We start from the raw sequence: 18776 nt of genomic DNA, 5'->3' as shown, positions 1-18776 counted from the left end.
GCAATAAACCTGGCAGTAGTGTAAAGCCCGCAACGAAGCTGGCGATCTGAGCGCCGGAGTGAGGACTTGCAACGAATGACAGGGCTGCAATTGCCAAACGAGTTGAGCGTTCGTTTACAATAATCTATATGTTACTTAATTTGTTATGCGGCCCAGAAAATTATGACTAATACCCAACATGATTACGGCTGAGAAAATCGCCATGCTTTAGCCCGCGGTATACGTCGTAAGTCTGCCTGAGCAATTGATAAAATAAAGGATGCGTGTTTGGAGTAGGACTATCAGCATTGGCAATTACTATCTCATCATTTCTGCTTATTACGGCTTTAATATGGGTACCATCGAGCACTGAGCTGTTCTTATTCCGATTGGTTTGTTCCAGGTCTTCCCTGGTTGCTGTTGAAAGCTGCTGCAGCAATAGTTTATAATCCGGATACTTATCAAGATCGATTTGAACGGAATCTTTGTCGGCATAAGATTTTTTGATAAGCTCAAGTCTGCGCATGGTTTCTGCCCCGATCTGTTTATTATAATTATCGGCTTTATGAACCTCTTTAAAAGCGCGGCTGAATTTTTGATAAGATGAATCCGCCCACATCTTCTTGTACTGCTCCTTCGAAAAAAAGTAATAAACGATATGAACATCGTTATCTTTCCTGTCAATATCTATCCAGGAATTTAAAAGCCATGTAGGTGTCACACCCGAAAGTTCAACATGCAAACTGTCGTTCTTTGCAACCGGGGCCGAACATGCGTTGAAACTATATAGTATTAAAATGGAAATTATAGTAACAAAAAAGCGGCCCTTACTACGGGCCTGGTATAAGCGATCAATCTTGCAGGTGAACCTCATTTTGTTTTAAGTAGTTTGTGATGTATCCTTTCAGAGCATCTCTTTTTGCGCCCTCCGGTAAGAGCTCATATAACGGAACAAGATCGACGATATCTATCAGCGCTGCATTTTTCTTGTTGCCCGATTGCAGCCATTCGTCAAGCTTTACAACCGAATCGGCCGTTGCAGCGTTATATACTTTTCTAATAAGCGACAAGTCGGCGCCGTAAGCTTTGTAACGTAATTTTTGATTGTAATTTCCATCGGCGCTTTGCAGTTCGGTGTAGTCAGTTTGCCAGATGGGGCTGTTAAAAAATCTCCTCACGCCGATTGACAGTCCTTTTTTGGAAGCCGAAACCCTGTCGGCTGTTTTAGTTTGCGCCTGGTAAACCGCACTGAACTTCATGCCTAAACTGATGTTATTCAATATATGTGTACCGTATTTTTTTACGAGTCCTTCCGGAGACAGGCTTACTGCATCGTTCAAAAATGAGGGTTTGAGGTATGACTGAATACCCTGGAGCATGGCGAACTTCACCTGTTTTAATTGTACCACGGCATCAAAAGCACCATAAATATATTTCGAAGAAAAAGCGTCAGCTTCTGGATAGAATGAGGAAAGCGAGCTTTTGAAAAACTTCTGCCCTTCGGTAAGTTTTATACGCGACGAATAATCTGAGGCATAGCTTTCTGCATTCGCGGCAGTAATGACCTTCGGGCCGCCAAATGATGCCAGACTTAGATCAACCGCGTTTGACCATTCACTTTTTAGTTTCCGAATATCGACAACCGACGCACGGATCGAGGCCGAGTCGGCATAAGGCATAGCCAGATCATAACCGTATCCTAACACATTATAATCCTCGTCGGCTCCTGCAAATGACTGGCTACTTTTCAAAGCTGACACGGTATAGAGGCTGCCATCTTCCAGGTTATCGGTATTAGGCTCAACAACCAGGTCAGATTTTTTGCAGGAATAAAGCGTTGCCGCCAGGGCGCAGATAAGTACAAAATTTCGCATAGGATTAACTAATAGATTAAAGTGCTCGATGATACTAAAAAGGAAGAGCGATCGCTAAAATTTGGGCGTAAAAAATTAGTTACTTTTTAACTAGGAGCCCTGTTCAGTAGATAAACAGTGGTTTGCTATGGTTATGTCGGGAAGATTTTAGGATTTGTCTGCAATAAAACAAAGACTACTATACAAAACTGCGAAGGTGAATCTTACCCGGAGAATGCATATTTACGAATATGCTTTGGTGATTCGGAAAAAAGTACTTCAACTTTTCTGAAAAGTACTTCAAGTTTTTTAAAAAGTACTTGAGGATTTTCTCAATCGCACAAGTACTTTTAAAAATCACCCTTAAGCTTTATTTAGAACTCTTTGCGACGCTTGCTTCAGTGGAGCGTACTTTTTTAAAAGTTAGTGTTTTAAGGGTGCCGTTTAGTTCATTGCCAGGCTTAAAGTTCAAGCGGGCTTCTTTAACAGAATTTGCTGTCACCTTACCTTCTTCCTGTTCACCCTCGCTGGATAAGGTAATGTTGAATGAGCCAAAATCTCCCAAGCGGATGATTTTTCCGTCGGTGATCTCTTCTTTCATCACCTGAAGTAAAAGATCGAGCGATGCGAATACATCGGCCCGGTTTACGGTGCTCATCGACGAAATACGCTCGCCAAGTTGTTTAAGATTAATTTCACCTGAGCTAACCGCTGTTGCATAAAATTTGCGTTCGCCTTCGAGATCGCGTGGATTAACCTTTTGAATAACATTAAATTCTACTGCCATAAGGATTAAGTTTAATTAATTATTTATTTATTGGATTAGCTTAAGTTAAAATAAAAGATACTTAGGGAGAAGAATATTTTATTAACAAATTCAAGATTTTCACACTTCTTGCACAATCGACTGAAACTAATGCCTGGAACGGGCGGCTTGGGTAACTTTATATACCAATTTGTAAATCAGTTTTCGAGTAACGCTACTTTACTTTCCCGAGCCTCATCAGCCTTAATCCGTCACAGTCCGGCTTCTTACTTACATCTGAACTAATAAAAACTAAATACCATGAAAGCAATCGCAGCCATTTTACTTATTGTTGCTCTGTTCGCATGCAAAAAGGATTCGTCTGTGGGTACCGGCGAACAACAACAAAGCACTCAAACATCCAAAAAACTTTATCCCGTAACGTTTAAGCTCGGGCAGTTTAGTACGGATGTCAAGCCGTTCGGGTTGAAGACTTCTGATTTGAAGGATCAGATCAAATTTTTGCATTACAGCTCTTTCATAAATTATATCCATGGCCCGGACGACGAACAGCTTGGAGAAAAGGTTACAACCATCAACCAGGTAGCCGACAGCACTGCCAACTTCGGAACGATAAGGGATTCGCTTCCCGAGGGAGACTATGTAATCATATTCGCGGGCGGCAATACCTCTCCTTTCAGGGGTTTTAACTTCCAGGGCCCGGGCGGATACTACGCCGCTGCAGTCGACCAGGCTTTTCCTTTCGGCGATTCTTTTGGCAATGGTATGCGCATTCATGTGGGCGACAGTGTGATTAATAAGGAAATCGTGCTTAAGCGCATGGTAAGCAAGATAACCATCAAGATAACTGATGCCCTGCCTGCCAACGCTGCAAAATTTGTATTAACGGTTGGAAATATGGCGCCTGTGGTATTTCCGATAAATCAGCACCCGCCGGGCGAACACGGTTATCCCTTCGATGACCAATTCATCACCTTTCCTTTAAAAACGGAGGATGCTGGTAAAAAGAACTACACTTTAACCACGTACGTTTACTATGGCAATGAATATTTCATATTGACCTGTTACAATCAAGACGGCGCTATTATTGCAAACAAAACAATGCCTGTGGTACCCGACCAGTTTATTGATGTCAATAAACAATACAACTTTTCAGGAAAGTTATTTGAAAACAGCTCGTCGTTTCAGATATCAATAGATGATCAATGGGGCGAAAGTGAAGATATTCCCTTTGGCTACCACTCCGATAAATCAATTAAATAATACGATTCATTATGAAAAACACTGCCAGCTTATTGTTTGCCTGTATGGTAATCGCCGCCGCTTCCTGCAAGAAGGACGCCGCCCAAACCGAAAAACCAACGACTCAGCAAAGCAAAAAGCTTTATCCGGTTACTTTTAAACTAAGCCAGTTCAGTACCGATGTTAAACCGCTTGGCATGAAAACGTCCGATCTTAAGGATCAAATTAAATACCTGCATTACAGCGCGTTTATGGATAATATCCATAACGAGGATTATGTCGATCCCGAATATGAATACCATCCCATCAACCAGGTTGCAGATAGCACCGCCAACTTCGGGACCATTAAAGATTCGCTTCCTGCCGGCGACTATATCGTCATATTTGCCGGGGGCAATACCTCTCCCTTTACTGCAATTTACTACGATGATTTGCGCGGATACCATGCAGGCGCTGTATCACAAAGTTTCCCTTTCGGCGATTGTTTCGGTGGAGGAATGAGTATTCATGTAGGCGACAGCGTTATTAATAAAGAAGTTGTTTTAAAGCGAATGGTTAGCAAAATTACCGTTAAAATAACCGATGCCTTGCCGGCAAATGCCGCGAAATTTGTTTTAACTGTAGATAATATGGCTCCTATTGTTTTCCCTGCAAACCAGCGTACGCCGGCAGACCATGGTTTTCCTTTCGGTGAGCGATATATTAATTACCCGGTAGATGCGGCCGATATCGGCAAAAAAGATTTCGCAGTATCGGCATACGTGTATGAAGGAAATTTGGGTTTTGTCATTACCTGCTACGACAAAAACGGCCAAATAATAGCAAATAAAATACTTCCGAACGTTCCTGAAATGTTTATTAACGTCAATAAGCAGTATAATTTCTCAGGAAAGTTATTCGAGAACAACTCGTCGTTTCAGATATCAATAGATGATCAATGGGGCGAAAGTGAAGATATTCCTTTTGGCTATCACTCCGATAAATCAATTAAATAATACGATCATTATGAAAAACACTGCCAGCTTATTGTTTGCCTGTATGGTAATCGCCGCCGCTTCCTGCAAGAAAGATGGCCAAACCGCAAAACAGGAACCTCAAAAAAGCACAAAGCTTTATCCGCTGACATTCAGGGTTGGGCAATTTAGCACCGATATAAAACCATTTGGCACAACTGTTTCCGATTTAAAGGACCAGATCAAATACCTCCATTACTTTGTTTACTTTCCAAACTATGAGCAAGACGGACCATTTATCCATACGATTGACCAGGTTGCAGACAGTACCGAAAACTTTGGAACCATTAAAGATTCATTAGCTGCCGGTGAATATTACATTGGCTTTGCCGGTGGCAATACATCGAAGTTCAAAAACTATTACATAGGAGAAGGTTCCGGCTCAGAAGCACGACCGGGTTTAACGCAAAATATTCCTTTTTGCGATTCATTTGGCTATTTATACCATGTAACAATCACCGGTGAACAGGTTACCAAAGACATTGTAATGCAGCGTATGGTAGCCAAAATCACCGTGAAGGTAACTGATGCGCTTCCTGCAAACGTCGCAAAATTTGTTCTCACCAAGCATAACTCATCGCCTCTTGTTGACATGACCGGATTGAACGGTATCTATCTGCATGTTGGGGAGTGGCCGGATCAAACAGTTAGCTACCAGGTTAAGCCTGCGGATATCGGGAAAAAGAATTTCAGTTTGCACAGTTATGTTTATAGCAACCCGCAATCTTTCACCCTCGATTGCTACGATACCAACGGCAAGTTGATCACCAGCAGAGAGCTTTTACCTCCTTACGCCATCGAAAGAAACAAGCAGTATAACTTCAGCGGTAAGCTGTTCGAAAGCAATTCATCGTTCCAGATCTCGGTTGATGATCAATGGACAGGAAGCGAAAGTATTCCTTTTGCATACGATGGCAAGAACTTAATCAGGAAGCAGTAACAATTTGAAAGTATGAAACCGATGAAACTATTAATAGCAGCACTGGGATTCGCCATGTTTTTATCCTGTAAAAAAGATAAAGCAACCGATGATATTCAGCCGGCTGGCAAAAAAACATACGCTTTAAATTTCAGAATAAGCGGCTTAGATCTTGACGTAACGCCTTTTGGCCTTGGCAAACAAGGTTCCAGGATATCCTCGTTAGAAGACAAGGTCAAATACATAACTTATTTCGCGATCAATGACAGCAATCGGGTTGTCAGGCAAATAAACCAAACCGCGGGAGTTGATGTCGCTTTCGGAACAATAAAGGACAAACTTCCCGAAGGGCATTATGTAATAGCTATCGCTGGTGGCAATAAGTCAAAATTCGACATTCTGAACTTAGGAGATTACAATGCGTTATTACAAGAAGATCCTTATGGCGACACATTCTTTAAGAAATTTGACGTTACCGTACATGACACGCTCAATAAACCGGTAACGTTAAAACGTATCGTTTGTAAAGTGACCATTACGTTTACCGACAAAATTCCTGCGGAGGCAACGTATATAGCTGTCAGTACCACTGATAATCTGCCTTATGATTATAATATAGATACTGACTCACCCAGCTCCTTAACGGGAAACCAGTTTTATTTTGCCGATCTTAAAGATGCAGATAAATCCAAGCCCGGCTTTGTAGTAACGTTTTATTTATACCCGAGTAACAATACCGGGTTTAATATTCGTTTAGGAAACCCCTCCAACCCTTACTTGTTAGAGAAAACTATTCCGCCAATTAATACCAAAGTAAACATGCAATATCTTCTTACCGGGCCATTGGTTACTCCCGATAGCTCAAGTTTTGGCGTAACAGTGGACAGTAAATGGGGAACGCCGGTTGCCATTCCGTTTTAGCTATTATAAAAAAAACCCGTCCGATTTCTCGAACGGGTTTTTTCATACGCTAATTTACAATAAAGCTTTTTTCATACGGTTATAAAGCAGATTATCCAGCTTATACACGTCGGGAACAATTTTAATATTTCCGTTTTCATCAACGACAGCGGTGCGGTAATCAATTACAACCGGCACTTTCGGGTTCACAGAAATATCTGCGGATGTTGGATTTTCTTCACCCAACTCTTTTTTGATACGATCAAACTTGGCGCCATCACCATAAATTTCATGAGCAAGCTCCAAAGGTTTTTCCAATCGCACACAACCATGGCTAACTGCACGTACAGGCAGATTAAACGGTTGTTGTGCCGGAGTATCGTGTAAATAAACACTGCTTGAATTTGGAAACTGAAATTTTATTTTCCCTAATGAGTTATCATCACCCGGCGCTTGTTTAAAGGTATAGGGCAAATTAGCTTTTGAAACAGCTGACCAGTCGATATCTTCCGAATCGAGTTTATTGCCAGCTTTGTCATACACATCGATGTTATTATTTACCAGGTAATAAGGATCATTTGAAGCATGATCATAAATTTCATTCTTGGCAATGCTTTGCGGAATATTCCAAATTGGGTTTACCTGCGCATTATAGATTTCGCTGGTAAGCTGAGGTGTGGTATGCAAACGCGGAACTTTCGCTGTACCCGTATAAGTTGCCTCCTCCAAAGTTTGTTCAGGTCCTTTTCCAACGCAAACTTTCATGGATAATACCGACTTGCCATGATCTATCACATTCAGCATATATTCGGGAATATTCACATAAATATATTTTTCAGCGTCAGGCATATTTTTCCAGCGGAGACGTTCCATGTTCATTTCAATGATTTTTTTCGTCTCGTCGGGATTTTGGCCTGCAACCTGGTAGTTAGTTTTCAAGGCATTTTGAAATTTGACGTAATCAGCATTTTTCGGTTGCACGTCAGACAGGAGGTATTTTATATCAGCGGTATTCAGAACCTTGTTATAAAAAGCGCTGTCGGGTTTGGCAGTTTTCATAAAATAGCGCGGAAATATATTTTTCGGATTCACAAACCCGTATTGTAACCCGGTTGAATATTTAAGCAATGAAATAGCCGTTCCAATTTCAGCATCAGCAACCAGTTTATATGCCTCATCTAAAGTTTTAGCGCCGTGTTTGTCATAAAGCTTATCGATTGTTTCCTGAAGCTGTTTATAATGAAAAAGCTCGGGATTCAGGCCGTGCTCCGCTGCTTTGCTGTAATAATCCAAGGGCAGTTTCAGTCCGCCGCCCTTTGTAAAGTTCAAAATGAACACAGGTTCATAATTTTTGCTTTCGTAAAAATTCTTGATCAGTGCTGTATACGAGCTTCCTTTTAATTGCTGATTGAGGGTTTCTTTAAACACGTTCTCGAAAGCGTCGGGATTCATTTGCTTGTAAACTTTGTTACGGCTTTCTTTAAAAAGAACTCCGCCAAAATCGGATTTAGGCTTTTTACAAGATGATAAGGTTGCGATAAATAGTACTACAAAAGTGGACAGTGTGATTAGTTTCCTGGTGGTCATTCGTATTTTAAGTTTCGTTAATATTTTGATTTTATATCTGAAAAGCTATATTTGCGCTTCCCGATCACATCAGGAACCAAATAACATGCCATTAGTATTCACACATCACGTACATTTCCATCATCGCCATTGCGGCGATAGATAAATTTGTATGTTTCTACGTGAAACTTTTGTTCTGTAATTCTTTGTTGGTCTGATAAAATAAATCCCTTGAAAACTTTAAAAATCGCTATCCAGAAATCGGGTAGATTAAACGAAAAATCCGTTGAACTGCTTAAAAACTGCGGTTTAAGCTTCGAAAACTATAAGAGCTCTTTAATATCTCCCGTTTCAAATTTTCCATTAGAAATCCTTTTTCTACGCGATGACGACATTCCTGAATACGTCCAGGACGGTATTGCCGATTTAGGAATCGTTGGCGAAAATGTAATTTATGAAACAGGCGTAGAAGTGAGTTTCCTTCAAAAGCTTGGCTTTGGAAAGTGTTCACTAAAAATTGCAATTCCTAATAATAGCTCAATACAATCGTTGGGTGATCTTGACGGAAAAGCAATTGCAACCTCCTACCCTGTCATTCTTGAAAAATTCCTTAAACAAAATAAGCTTAAAGCCGATATCAGGACTATTTCTGGGTCAGTGGAAATTTCCCCGGGACTTGGAATGAGCGATGCGATCTGCGACCTTGTATCAACAGGAGGAACGCTTAAAAGCAACGGTTTAAAACCGTTTACCGATGTATTGTCGTCGGAAGCTGTTTTGATTGGCCGTAAAGGCGAAGAAGATAATCCCTTGATCCAGGAATTAATACAACGTGTACAGTCTGTTCTGCGTGCAAAGGAAACCAAATATGTGGTTTTAAATGTGGAACGTAAAAACCTCGAAGCGATTGAAAAACTGCTGCCTGGAATAAAAAGCCCTACCGTAGTTTCATTGGCTGATGAAGCCTGGGTAGCCGTTCATACGGTTATTCCAGAGCGTGATTTCTGGGAACGCATCAGTGAATTAAAGTCTGCCGGCGCACAGGGAATCGTGGTTCTGCCGATCGAAAAAATCATTCTCTAACCTTATGCTGAAGCAATATAACTACAGCGAATTATCGCAGGAACAGATTGCTGGTTTGATCGAACGAAATAACGACAGCAACAATGATATCCGCGGCCGTGTCGAACAAATTATTGACAAGGTCAGGCAAGGTGGCGACCAAGCGTTAAAACAGTTTGCACGCGATTTTGATAAGGTTGAATTACAGCGGCTTTACATCGGATCGTCAGAATTAGCCGCGCTGGTAGAAACGCTTGACGATCAATATAAATCTGCTATCCGTATAGCTTTCGATAACATCCATAAATTCCACCAGCCGCAGTTAAAAACAAAGGAAAAAACCATTGAAACGATGCCAGGTGTTAATTGCTGGCGCGAATCACGGGCTATTGAACGCGTTGGGTTATATATTCCCGGAGGAAGCGCGGTTCTGCCAAGCACGCTTTTAATGCTGGGGATACCAGCAAAAATCGCCGGATGCAAAGAAATAATCGTCTGCTCCCCTCCTCAAAAAGATGGCAGCGTTAATGCAGCGATCGCCTTCGTTTGCACGCTTCTGGATATTGATAAGATTTACCTTGCAGGCGGAGCCCAGGCAGTCGCAGCCATGGCTTATGGTACCGAAAGTATTCCGAAAGTCGACAAGATTTTTGGGCCCGGAAATCAGTATGTGACTATGGCTAAAACTATTCTTCAGGGTTCGGCTCAAGTTGCTATAGATATGCCGGCCGGACCATCAGAAGTATTGATTATTGCGGATGAAGCAGCGAATCCGGCGTTTGTCGCTGCCGACATGCTGGCCCAGGCTGAGCATGGCGCCGACAGCCAGGCGGTACTTGTTTCACTCAACGAGAGCCTAGTGGCAAAGGTTCAAACAGAACTAAAGAATCAATTGGAACAGCTTCCAAGAAAAGAAGTGACCGCATTAGCAATCGATAAGTCCTTCGCGATTATAGCGAATGATTTAACGGAAGCAATGCAATTCAGCAACAGCTATGCTCCCGAACATTTGATCTTGCAAACCGATAGCTGGCAGGAACTTGTTCCGCGAATAATAAACGCAGGGTCAGTATTTTTAGGACACCTTACTCCGGAAAGCGCCGGCGATTATGCGTCAGGAACTAATCACACATTGCCGACCAGTGCCTATGCGCGCTCATATTCAGGCGTTTCGGTAGATTCGTTTGTAAAAAAGATCACGTTTCAAAATATTACGAAAGAAGGTGTTCAAAATATTGGAGAGACGGTTGAAAGGTTAGCGGAACTGGAAGGTTTGCAGGCCCATAAGAACGCGATGAGTTTGAGGATCTGGCAAACAAACATTAATAGTTGAAGAATAGAAAAAGATAGTTCAATTTTCAGGTAGATCATCTTTAAACCCCAATTATTTAGATAGAAATAATTTAGAAAAGCAAGTTCAGTTTCCATTTGTAACACCAGCCCCGTGTTTTGCTCATACTGCACAAGCCTTAACCACGAGGCCGGTATCCGCTTCACCCGGGTTTAAGGGCGCTCTTTTCAACTACTATTAACGCGTCAAACGCCTTACATTAACAATGAACGTCATAACAAAAAGATATAAAATGAACTTTGATATAAATAAAATACTCAGAGAAAACATAAAGAACCTCGTTCCCTATTCTTCTGCGAGGGACGAATTTAAAGGTGAAGCGTCCATCTACCTTGATGCGAACGAGAATGCCTTTGGTTCTCCACTTGATAAGAATTATAACCGCTATCCGGATCCGCTACAATACGCCGTAAAAAAGAAAATAAGCGAAATTAAGGGAGTTCCGCCTCGAAATATTTTTTTGGGAAACGGCAGCGACGAAGCTATCGATATTTTATTCCGCGCTTTTTGTACTCCGGGCGTCGATAACGTAATCACCGTTCCGCCGACATATGGCATGTATGAAGTTTCGGCGAACATCAATGACATAGCGATCAAAAAAGTCTCTCTTACGGAAGATTACCAGTTAAACCTGGAAGGAATCGCCGAAGCGATCGATAAAAACACCAAACTGATCTTTATCTGCTCTCCAAATAATCCAACCGGAAATTCTATCAATCGCGAGGACATCGAAACGCTGCTGGCGAATTTTGAGGGTTTGGTGATAATAGACGAAGCATACATAAACTTCTCCAGGCAAAAAACTTTTATCCAGGAACTAACTGAATACGCCAACTTGGTTGTTTTGCAAACACTTTCAAAAGCCTGGGGCCTTGCAGCACTTCGCGTCGGAATGGCGTTCGCCAGCGAGGAAATCATCGAGATATTTAATAAAGTAAAACCTCCTTACAATATTAATCAGGCTTCACAGGAACTCGCGCTCCGGGCGCTTGACAATGTGGAACAGGTAAACTCATGGATACGTGAAACAGTAGCAGAACGTGAACGCTTAATTAAGGAGCTCGCACAACTTACCATCGTATTGAAAATTTATCCTTCCGATGCTAATTTTATCCTTGTCAAAACAACAAACCCAAAATCGATCTACAATTTTCTGGTAGAACAAGGTACGATTGTACGCGACCGTTCATCCGTTGATCTATGTGAAGGAAGTTTGCGAATCACCATTGGAACACCAGAAGAAAATAATCAGTTAATAACACAACTTAAATCATTCAACAAATGAGTCCGGAAAATAAAAAGTTAAAAACCGTTTTGTTTATCGACCGGGATGGCACCCTTGATGTGGAGCCGCCTGATGAACAAGTGGATTCATTTGATAAACTGACATTTTATCCCGGCTCTCTGCAGTATCTTCCGAAAATCGCTTGCGAACTCGATTTTGAATTGGTGATGGTTACCAACCAGGACGGACTTGGTACGCCGTCAAATCCGGAAGAAAATTTCTGGCCGGTACATAATTTCCTTTTGAAAACTTTTGAGAACGAAGGAGTAGTTTTTTCTGAAGTTGTTATTGATCGCACGTTTGCAAAAGACAACGCACCAACCAGAAAGCCGCAAACTGGTTTACTGACAAAATATTTAAATGCAGATGTGTATGATTTAAAGAATTCATTCACTATCGGCGACCGGCTTAATGATGTTTTATTAGCTAAAAATTTAGGAACAAAAGCTATCTGGATTAATAATAACTCAAACCTGGGTGGCACGGAATTTCAAAAAGTTGAAGATCTGTCAGCAATAATTGCCCTTGAAACTACCGAATGGAAAGATATCTATGAATTTTTGAAAGACGGCCAGCGTAAAATTTCACATCAACGGGTAACAAAAGAAACTCAAATCGAAATTGAGCTAAACCTGGACGGTAAGGGTGATGCGAATATTTCAACCGGCATTCATTTTTTCGATCACATGCTCGATCAGATCGCCCGTCATGGAAATATTGATTTAAAAATTGTCACCAATGGAGACCTTCATATTGACGAACATCATACGATTGAAGACACCGGTATTGCCTTAGGTGAAGCATTCTTAAAGGCGCTTGGCGACAAACGCGGCATCGAGCGTTATGGTTTTTGTCTTCCGATGGACGATTGCCTGGCTCAGGTAGCTATCGACTTTGGCGGCCGCAACTGGATCGTTTGGGATGCCGAATTCAAAAGAGAAAAGATAGGCGAAATGCCGACAGAAATGTTTTATCACTTTTTTAAGTCGTTCTCCGACGCATCGAAGAGTAATTTAAATATCAAAGCGGAAGGTCAGAATGAGCATCATAAAATCGAAGCTATTTTTAAGGCCTTCGCAAAAGCAATAAAAATGTCCGTAAAACGGGATTTGAATAACATGCAACTTCCAAGTACTAAGGGAGTCTTGTAGAAATACCAGGAAATTATAATTAGGTTAAACTATTAAAGCGATTTCTCATTGCTGATACCTGATACCTCAAAATATGACAGGAATTATAAACTACGGAGCCGGAAACATATTTTCACTAACCGCCGCGTTGGATCGTTTGAAGATTCCGTACGGCATGATCAGCAAGCCGGAAGATTTTGATCAATACGATCGTTACATCATCCCTGGCGTTGGCCATGCCGGCGCCGCGATGAAAAAGCTCAATGAAACGGGCCTTGTTCCTATCATTAAAAACTTGTCGAAGCCTGTTTTAGGCATTTGTGTTGGTATGCAGCTTTTAACAGACTTTTCTGAAGAGGGAGATTCCGTACTAACTGGCATAACACCTGTGAAAACGCTTCTATTCCGTGAAGATCTAAAACTAAAAGTACCTCATATGGGTTGGAATAGGGTGAAACAGGAAACAAATAATCCGCTTTTTAAAGGCATGGCCCCTGCCTCTTACTTTTATTTCGTCCATTCCTATTTTATTGAATTTAATCCTACATTTACTATCGCTTCCGCAGATTACGGATTGAAATTTTCTGCTGCGATTCAAAAGCAAAACTTTTATGGCGTTCAATTTCATCCGGAAAAATCCGGTGAAGCCGGCGAAACACTTTTAAAAAATTTTTCAAAAATTTAATCAAACATGTACATTATACCAGCGATCGATATTCTTGACAAAAAAGTTGTACGATTACGCGAAGGCGATTATGAACAGGTAACATTTTACGATGTGACACTGGAAGACATGATCGAAAAATACCACGCCAACGGCACGGAATATGTGCATATCATTGATCTGAACGGTGCCAAAGGCGATTTCAGCAACCAGCAATATCTTTTCAACGTAATTAAAAACACGGAGATGAAAGTGCAATATGGTGGTGGCGTGCGCAGCATCGAAAAAGTTAAAGAGTTGCTTTCTGCTGGAATACACCGCGTGATTGTCGGTACCCAAGCTATTACAAATCCCGAATTTCTGGATGAGCTGAGCATGGCCGTTTGTAATGAAACGCAATGTTCTGACCAGGTTGTCGTAGCTATCGATGTGCTCGATGAAGTAATAAAATATTCAGGCTGGATGGAAAGCTCTCCGATCAAGCTGATGGATTATGTTGACCGCTGCCTGCGGCTCGGATTTTACCGATTTCTTTGTACAGATATCAACAAAGATGGTAAACTTGGCGGTGCAGGAATTGAGCTTTATGAAAAATTACTCGATCATTCTCCATTTATTAAACTTATCGCTTCCGGTGGTATCAGTTCAATGGCAGATATAGAAACACTTCAGCAGATTAAAGTTGAGTCGTGTGTGGTTGGCAAAGCGATATACGAAGGCTGCATCTCCATTGAAGAAATTAAAGACTGGAATCTGAAAGCGCTTATCTCGCTTTAAACTCACGCTGACATAAAATAGCGGTCTAAAATGGCCGTTTTTCTATTATGGTTTCTAAACGAATCATTCCATGCCTGGATGTTAAAGAAGGGCGCACTGTAAAGGGAGTAAATTTTGTTGATCTCCGTGATGCCGGCGATCCGGTAGAACTTGCCTGGCAATATTCGCAGCAAGGCGCCGACGAGCTGGTATTCCTGGATATTACTGCCACTCATGAGCGGCGTAAAACAATGGTTGAGCTGGTAAAAGCTGTCGCAAGAAATGTAAATATTCCCTTCACTATCGGTGGCGGAATAAACGAAATTGCCGATGCGGATATTTTGTTAAACTCTGGTGCGGATAAAATCTCTATCAATTCAGCTGCTGTGCGTAACCCGGGCTTAATTGACGAGCTTGCAGCTGCCTTTGGAAAGCAGTTTGTGGTAATCGCGGTAGATACCCGTTATCACGATGGGAAAAATTTGGTTCATCTCAATGGAGGCAGAATTGCCACTGAGATCGAAACCAAAAACTGGATCAAGGAAGCAGAAGAACGCGGTGCCGGTGAAATTCTGCTCACGTCTATGGATCACGACGGCACCAAAAATGGCTTTGACAATCCATTGTTAAAAAAGATAAACGATGCTGTCTCCATCCCGCTGATCGCTTCAGGGGGCGCCGGAAGCATGCAGCATTTTACCGATGTTTTTCAGCAAAGTAACGTTGATGCAGCGCTGGCCGCATCCGTTTTCCATTATGGCGAAATCAGAATCCCTGATCTCAAAAAAGAATTAAGAAACAACAACATCCTCGTAAGAGACTGATGTTACGTAAGTATAGCAAATACCATGGATATAGATTTCAGTAAAGGCGACGGCCTCGTTCCCGTTATTATTCAAAACGAACAAACACTGGAAGTTCTCATGTTGGGTTATATGAACAGCGAAGCCTTTCAAAAAACCCGGAATGAAGGAAAAGTCACTTTTTATTCCAGAAGCAAGAACCGTTTGTGGACCAAGGGCGAAACAAGCGGAAATTTTTTGTATGTAAAAAACATCAGCATTGACTGCGATCAGGATACGATATTGATACAGGTAAACCCCACCGGGCCGACATGCCATACCGGTGCAAGAAGCTGCTTCAATACCGAGTACAATCAAAACTTCATCCTGGAACTGGAAAATATTATTCATGATCGTTATCAAAACCCCGTTGAAGGCTCGTACGTAAATAAACTTCGATTGAAGGGCCTTAATAAGATTGCTCAAAAAGTAGGCGAAGAAGGCGTTGAAACCGTTATCGCTGCATTAAATGAGACAGAAGAAGATCTAATTAACGAAGCTTCTGATTTAGTATTTCACTTGCTCGTTTTGTTAAAAGAAAAAAATCTCGACCTTAAAACTATAGCCAAAAACCTGGAAAAGCGCCATAAATAACAATGGTTCACGTTGAACAAATAGCTACTCTGCCCGGACATCAGAATCCGGTTTATACGGTTGAGCCTTCGCAGAAACCGGGCATCATATTTACTGCCGGAAACGATAAAGGCGTTGTCGAATGGAGCCTTAGAAAAAGGGAATTTATTAAGGTAATGTTTCCGGTTGCATCGTCAGTTTATTCGCTTCACTGCCCGGTAAATGCACCAATTTTAATGGCCGGTGAACGCAACGGCCAGGTTGACGTATTCGATTTTATCCAGCAAAAAATTACAAGCCGTTTAATCCATCACAAGCTCCCGGTATTTGATATCAAGTCCGTTAAATCCAAATCTGAGATTCTTGTCGCCTCGGAAGATGGAACTGTTTCCGTATGGAACCTGTTGACGTATGAATTGCTGTATAGTTTTAAAGTAAGTAATGAAACCGTGCGGGTTATAGCGGTTAGTCCGGACGAAAAACTGGTAGCATTCGGCTCGAAGGATGCAGTGATAAGAATTTATAATCTAACGGATTTCAGCCTGATCGAAGAGTTAAAAGAACATCAGCTGCCTATAACATCGCTTTGTTTTTCACCTGATGGAAGATTCCTTCTTTCGGGCAGCCGCGATGCGCAACTGAAAGCCTGGGCTGTTCCTGAGTTTAATCTCCATCAATCAGTTCCCGCTCATCTGTTTGCAATTTATGATATTAAATTCCATCCGGTTCTGCCCTATTTTGCTACGGCTAGCCGTGACAAAACGATAAAAATCTGGGATGCTGACTTGAAATTGCTTAAAATCATCAGCATCGAAAAAGGATACCCTAACCACATCTTGTCGGTCAACAAAATTGCCTGGGATCCCGAAACCGGGAATTTAATCTCTGTAAGCGACGACAAGCTTATGATGATATGGAACGTGGAATTTGACAGCTAAACGTAGCGTTTAATAATCCGGAGCTTATGGGTATGCTTTCCTGTATCCTCGTTATAAATTCCCTGATTGTCAATTGAGTCAATTCGTACTTTACCTGAGGCGTGAATAATCTGTGAATTGCCAAGCATTATGCCGACATGAATAATGCGGCCTTCTTCGTTATCAAAGAATGCGAGGTCACCAGTCGAGGCATTCTGAAGAAAATCTACTACCATCCCTTGTGCTGCCTGCTGGCTTGCATCGCGCTTTAACCTGATACCAAAAAACTTGAAAACAACCTGGCAAAAACCTGAGCAGTCTATTCCAAAAGGTGTTTTTCCGCCCCATAAATAAGGACTGTTCAGATAAAATTTCGCGTAGCGTTCGAGCTCGGTTTTAAAATCGGGCTCACCCATTCTAACGGTTTGTCCTTTAACATGGAATGCAAGTTCAGCTGTTGTAAAAGATTTTTCATGCAACAAACTGCTTCCGGGAACAAGCCTGACGGAGGCTTCAAATTCGCCATTTAGTTGATTTTCACTAGCTAATCCGCTTAAAATTTGCGCCTGCTCAAATTTCTCGTAGCTTTCTTTGCTTACCAGAACGTACTGCTTACTATCTATCCAGCCTTCGTAGTCATCATATCCTGTGATAACCTTCGTCCACTTTACTGTTGCCTCAATAATTTGAAAGTGGTCTCCGAACAATAGCTGCGACACCATTTCACTTCTGTCTGAAGGTTCGGCCCGCAAGGGCACAGCAGTTAAATTGCAAATTCCAAAAAGGCTATCCATAGCTTACAAAAAACCGAAAAATTAACGGCATAAATATTTTTCAAACCTAAAATATATTTAAACGTTTTACGATTCATGGCACAAAACTTTATCATTTCAAAAATTCTGATCGCTATTGAAGACAGCACCTTTTCGGAAAAAGCAGCGGAATACGGTTTGGGGATTGCTACCGCGATGAACGCCAGTATAGCACTGGTTCACGTAAACAATATCCCCCCCGCTACAACTTATACAACCGATCCATTGACACTTGAGCCGCCTGTTTTAATGCCGGATCTGATGTTCGTTCAGGAAGAAAGCGGTCAAAAATTACTTGACAAGTACGCCGCAGATTTTGAATCAAAAAACCTTACTGTATTTACTTTCAACAGGATTGGAGATACAAGGAATGAAATATTGGCGACTGCCGAGGAATGGGGCGCGGATCTTATTGTTTTAGGAACTCATGGCCGAACCGGTTTTGATCATCTCATTTCGGGTAGCGTTGCCGAAAGCGTCACCAGGCATTCAAAATGCCCGGTTCTGGTAGTTCCAAACAAGCCGGATAAAGTTTAATGGCCTAGGGTTGATTTTATTTTGTAAAGGCCAAAACCGCCGGCGGCAACGAATAATAACCATACGTAGTCGTCAAGCGGCACATTACAGCTCTGTTCAGATGTTGAATAAACTACTTCTGAACCCCACCTATCTTGATTAGCGCCAAAGTTAACGATACACTGCCTGCCAGTAGTTTGAAGAGCTGTTGTAATAACGCCGCACTGATTATCTCCGTTCCAAAACCTGATGTGGATTGGATTAGCCGGAGTATAATAAGGAACATTGTTATCCCATTGAAAATAATTGCCGGAAGGATTTGGATAGATATCGTTTCCCAAATTACAACCTGTAGCGGCCATTGCAGCACAGCTCGTAATTAGTATAACAGTTAGTATTATAATAAACCTGAGAACAGGGAATTTTAACAAGTGCATGCCACGCATTCACCAATTAATATGCCCCCTATCTGCTCATCACAAATTTTAAATGGTGCAACACCAATTTTCCTTCTGGAAAAATTGGTGTTAGGTGTACGAAATATTCAGTGATTTTTTTCTGACAATGAGGATATTACGTAAAGATGCACTCCACAATTACAAAAATAACTGTGTATCAAATTCTACACTT

General features: G+C 41.6%; 20 protein-coding genes. 14 read left to right on the top strand and 6 right to left on the bottom strand.

The features are described 5' to 3' along the window. Positions 1–166: 166 nt before the first annotated feature. The 3 genes from GS399_RS16695 to GS399_RS16685 all read right to left on the bottom strand — a co-directional run bounded on the left by GS399_RS16695 (position 167) and on the right by GS399_RS16685 (position 2619). On the bottom strand, positions 167–853 hold the full coding sequence (locus GS399_RS16695; protein ID WP_160845787.1) for a hypothetical protein: 687 nt from the start codon (positions 851–853) through the stop codon (positions 167–169). Next, positions 831–1853, bottom strand: coding sequence for an MAC/perforin domain-containing protein (locus tag GS399_RS16690; RefSeq protein ID WP_160845786.1), 1023 nt, complete (start codon positions 1851–1853; stop codon positions 831–833). Before GS399_RS16690 ends, GS399_RS16695 begins: the two co-directional genes overlap by 23 nt. 349 nt (positions 1854–2202) lie before the next feature. Beyond that, positions 2203–2619, bottom strand: coding sequence for an HU family DNA-binding protein (locus tag GS399_RS16685; protein ID WP_160845785.1), 417 nt, complete (start codon positions 2617–2619; stop codon positions 2203–2205). Positions 2620–2898: 279 nt separating this feature from the next. Here GS399_RS16685 and GS399_RS16680 point away from each other — a divergent pair, with 279 nt between their 5' ends. Genes GS399_RS16680 through GS399_RS16665 form a run of 4 tightly spaced genes read left to right on the top strand, consistent with a single transcriptional unit; the run spans position 2899 to position 6693 of the window. Next, positions 2899–3861: a FimB/Mfa2 family fimbrial subunit gene (locus tag GS399_RS16680; protein WP_160845784.1), complete on the top strand. Its 963-nt coding sequence runs from the start codon at positions 2899–2901 to the stop codon at positions 3859–3861. A gap of 11 nt (positions 3862–3872) precedes the next feature. Next, positions 3873–4835, top strand: coding sequence for a FimB/Mfa2 family fimbrial subunit (locus GS399_RS16675; RefSeq protein WP_160845783.1), 963 nt, complete (start codon positions 3873–3875; stop codon positions 4833–4835). 10 nt (positions 4836–4845) lie between these two features. Next, the gene (locus tag GS399_RS16670; protein ID WP_160845782.1) at positions 4846–5793 is read left to right on the top strand and encodes a FimB/Mfa2 family fimbrial subunit; all 948 of its coding nucleotides are present in this window, start codon (positions 4846–4848) and stop codon (positions 5791–5793) included. A 21-nt stretch (positions 5794–5814) separates the two neighbouring features. Further along, a complete protein-coding gene (locus GS399_RS16665; RefSeq protein ID WP_160845781.1) occupies positions 5815–6693 on the top strand; it encodes a hypothetical protein in 879 nt (292 codons plus the stop codon). 54 nt (positions 6694–6747) lie between these two features. Here the strand turns inward: GS399_RS16665 and GS399_RS16660 are convergent, their stop codons facing one another. Further along, complete coding sequence (locus tag GS399_RS16660; protein ID WP_160845780.1) at positions 6748–8259, bottom strand: L,D-transpeptidase family protein; 1512 nt, start codon at positions 8257–8259, stop codon at positions 6748–6750. 210 nt (positions 8260–8469) lie between these two features. On the opposite strand from GS399_RS16660, the gene hisG reads away from it, so the two are divergent. The 9 genes from hisG to GS399_RS16615 all read left to right on the top strand — a co-directional run bounded on the left by hisG (position 8470) and on the right by GS399_RS16615 (position 16839). Further along, a complete protein-coding gene (hisG, locus tag GS399_RS16655; RefSeq protein WP_160845779.1) occupies positions 8470–9321 on the top strand; it encodes an ATP phosphoribosyltransferase in 852 nt (283 codons plus the stop codon). A 4-nt stretch (positions 9322–9325) separates the two neighbouring features. Next, on the top strand, positions 9326–10633 hold the full coding sequence (gene hisD / locus GS399_RS16650) for a histidinol dehydrogenase (RefSeq protein WP_160845778.1): 1308 nt from the start codon (positions 9326–9328) through the stop codon (positions 10631–10633). A 250-nt stretch (positions 10634–10883) separates the two neighbouring features. Next, on the top strand, positions 10884–11936 hold the full coding sequence (gene hisC / locus GS399_RS16645) for a histidinol-phosphate transaminase (protein WP_160845777.1): 1053 nt from the start codon (positions 10884–10886) through the stop codon (positions 11934–11936). Then, the gene (hisB, locus tag GS399_RS16640; RefSeq protein WP_160845776.1) at positions 11933–13087 is read left to right on the top strand and encodes a bifunctional histidinol-phosphatase/imidazoleglycerol-phosphate dehydratase HisB; all 1155 of its coding nucleotides are present in this window, start codon (positions 11933–11935) and stop codon (positions 13085–13087) included. The genes hisC and hisB overlap by 4 nt, the downstream gene beginning before the upstream one ends. Positions 13088–13160: 73 nt before the next feature. After that, positions 13161–13751: an imidazole glycerol phosphate synthase subunit HisH gene (gene hisH / locus GS399_RS16635; RefSeq protein ID WP_160845775.1), complete on the top strand. Its 591-nt coding sequence runs from the start codon at positions 13161–13163 to the stop codon at positions 13749–13751. A gap of 6 nt (positions 13752–13757) precedes the next feature. Beyond that, positions 13758–14507: a 1-(5-phosphoribosyl)-5-[(5-phosphoribosylamino)methylideneamino]imidazole-4-carboxamide isomerase gene (locus tag GS399_RS16630; protein ID WP_160845774.1), complete on the top strand. Its 750-nt coding sequence runs from the start codon at positions 13758–13760 to the stop codon at positions 14505–14507. A gap of 47 nt (positions 14508–14554) precedes the next feature. Beyond that, positions 14555–15310 (top strand): imidazole glycerol phosphate synthase subunit HisF, encoded by a 756-nt coding sequence (gene hisF, locus GS399_RS16625; protein ID WP_160845773.1) that lies wholly within the window; start codon positions 14555–14557, stop codon positions 15308–15310. A gap of 24 nt (positions 15311–15334) precedes the next feature. Then, positions 15335–15922 (top strand): bifunctional phosphoribosyl-AMP cyclohydrolase/phosphoribosyl-ATP diphosphatase HisIE, encoded by a 588-nt coding sequence (gene hisIE / locus GS399_RS16620; protein ID WP_160845772.1) that lies wholly within the window; start codon positions 15335–15337, stop codon positions 15920–15922. Positions 15923–15924: 2 nt separating this feature from the next. Next, the gene (locus GS399_RS16615; RefSeq protein ID WP_160845771.1) at positions 15925–16839 is read left to right on the top strand and encodes a WD40 repeat domain-containing protein; all 915 of its coding nucleotides are present in this window, start codon (positions 15925–15927) and stop codon (positions 16837–16839) included. Here GS399_RS16615 and GS399_RS16610 read toward each other — a convergent pair. Continuing rightward, positions 16836–17612 (bottom strand): C40 family peptidase, encoded by a 777-nt coding sequence (locus GS399_RS16610; protein ID WP_160845770.1) that lies wholly within the window; start codon positions 17610–17612, stop codon positions 16836–16838. The two genes, GS399_RS16615 and GS399_RS16610, sit on opposite strands and share 4 nt — an antisense overlap. A 75-nt stretch (positions 17613–17687) precedes the next feature. Here GS399_RS16610 and GS399_RS16605 point away from each other — a divergent pair, with 75 nt between their 5' ends. Beyond that, positions 17688–18167: a universal stress protein gene (locus GS399_RS16605; protein WP_160845769.1), complete on the top strand. Its 480-nt coding sequence runs from the start codon at positions 17688–17690 to the stop codon at positions 18165–18167. Here the strand turns inward: GS399_RS16605 and GS399_RS16600 are convergent. Then, positions 18164–18583, bottom strand: a complete 420-nt coding sequence (locus GS399_RS16600) for a hypothetical protein (RefSeq protein ID WP_160845768.1) — start codon at positions 18581–18583, stop codon at positions 18164–18166. The two genes, GS399_RS16605 and GS399_RS16600, sit on opposite strands and share 4 nt — an antisense overlap. Positions 18584–18776 lie beyond the last annotated feature (193 nt).

The organism is Hufsiella arboris (assembly GCF_009834875.1).
GTDB lineage: Bacteria > Bacteroidota > Bacteroidia > Sphingobacteriales > Sphingobacteriaceae > Hufsiella_A > Hufsiella_A arboris.
Note: the sequence above shows the minus strand (reverse complement) of the source record. Positions and strands in the feature narration are given on the sequence as shown.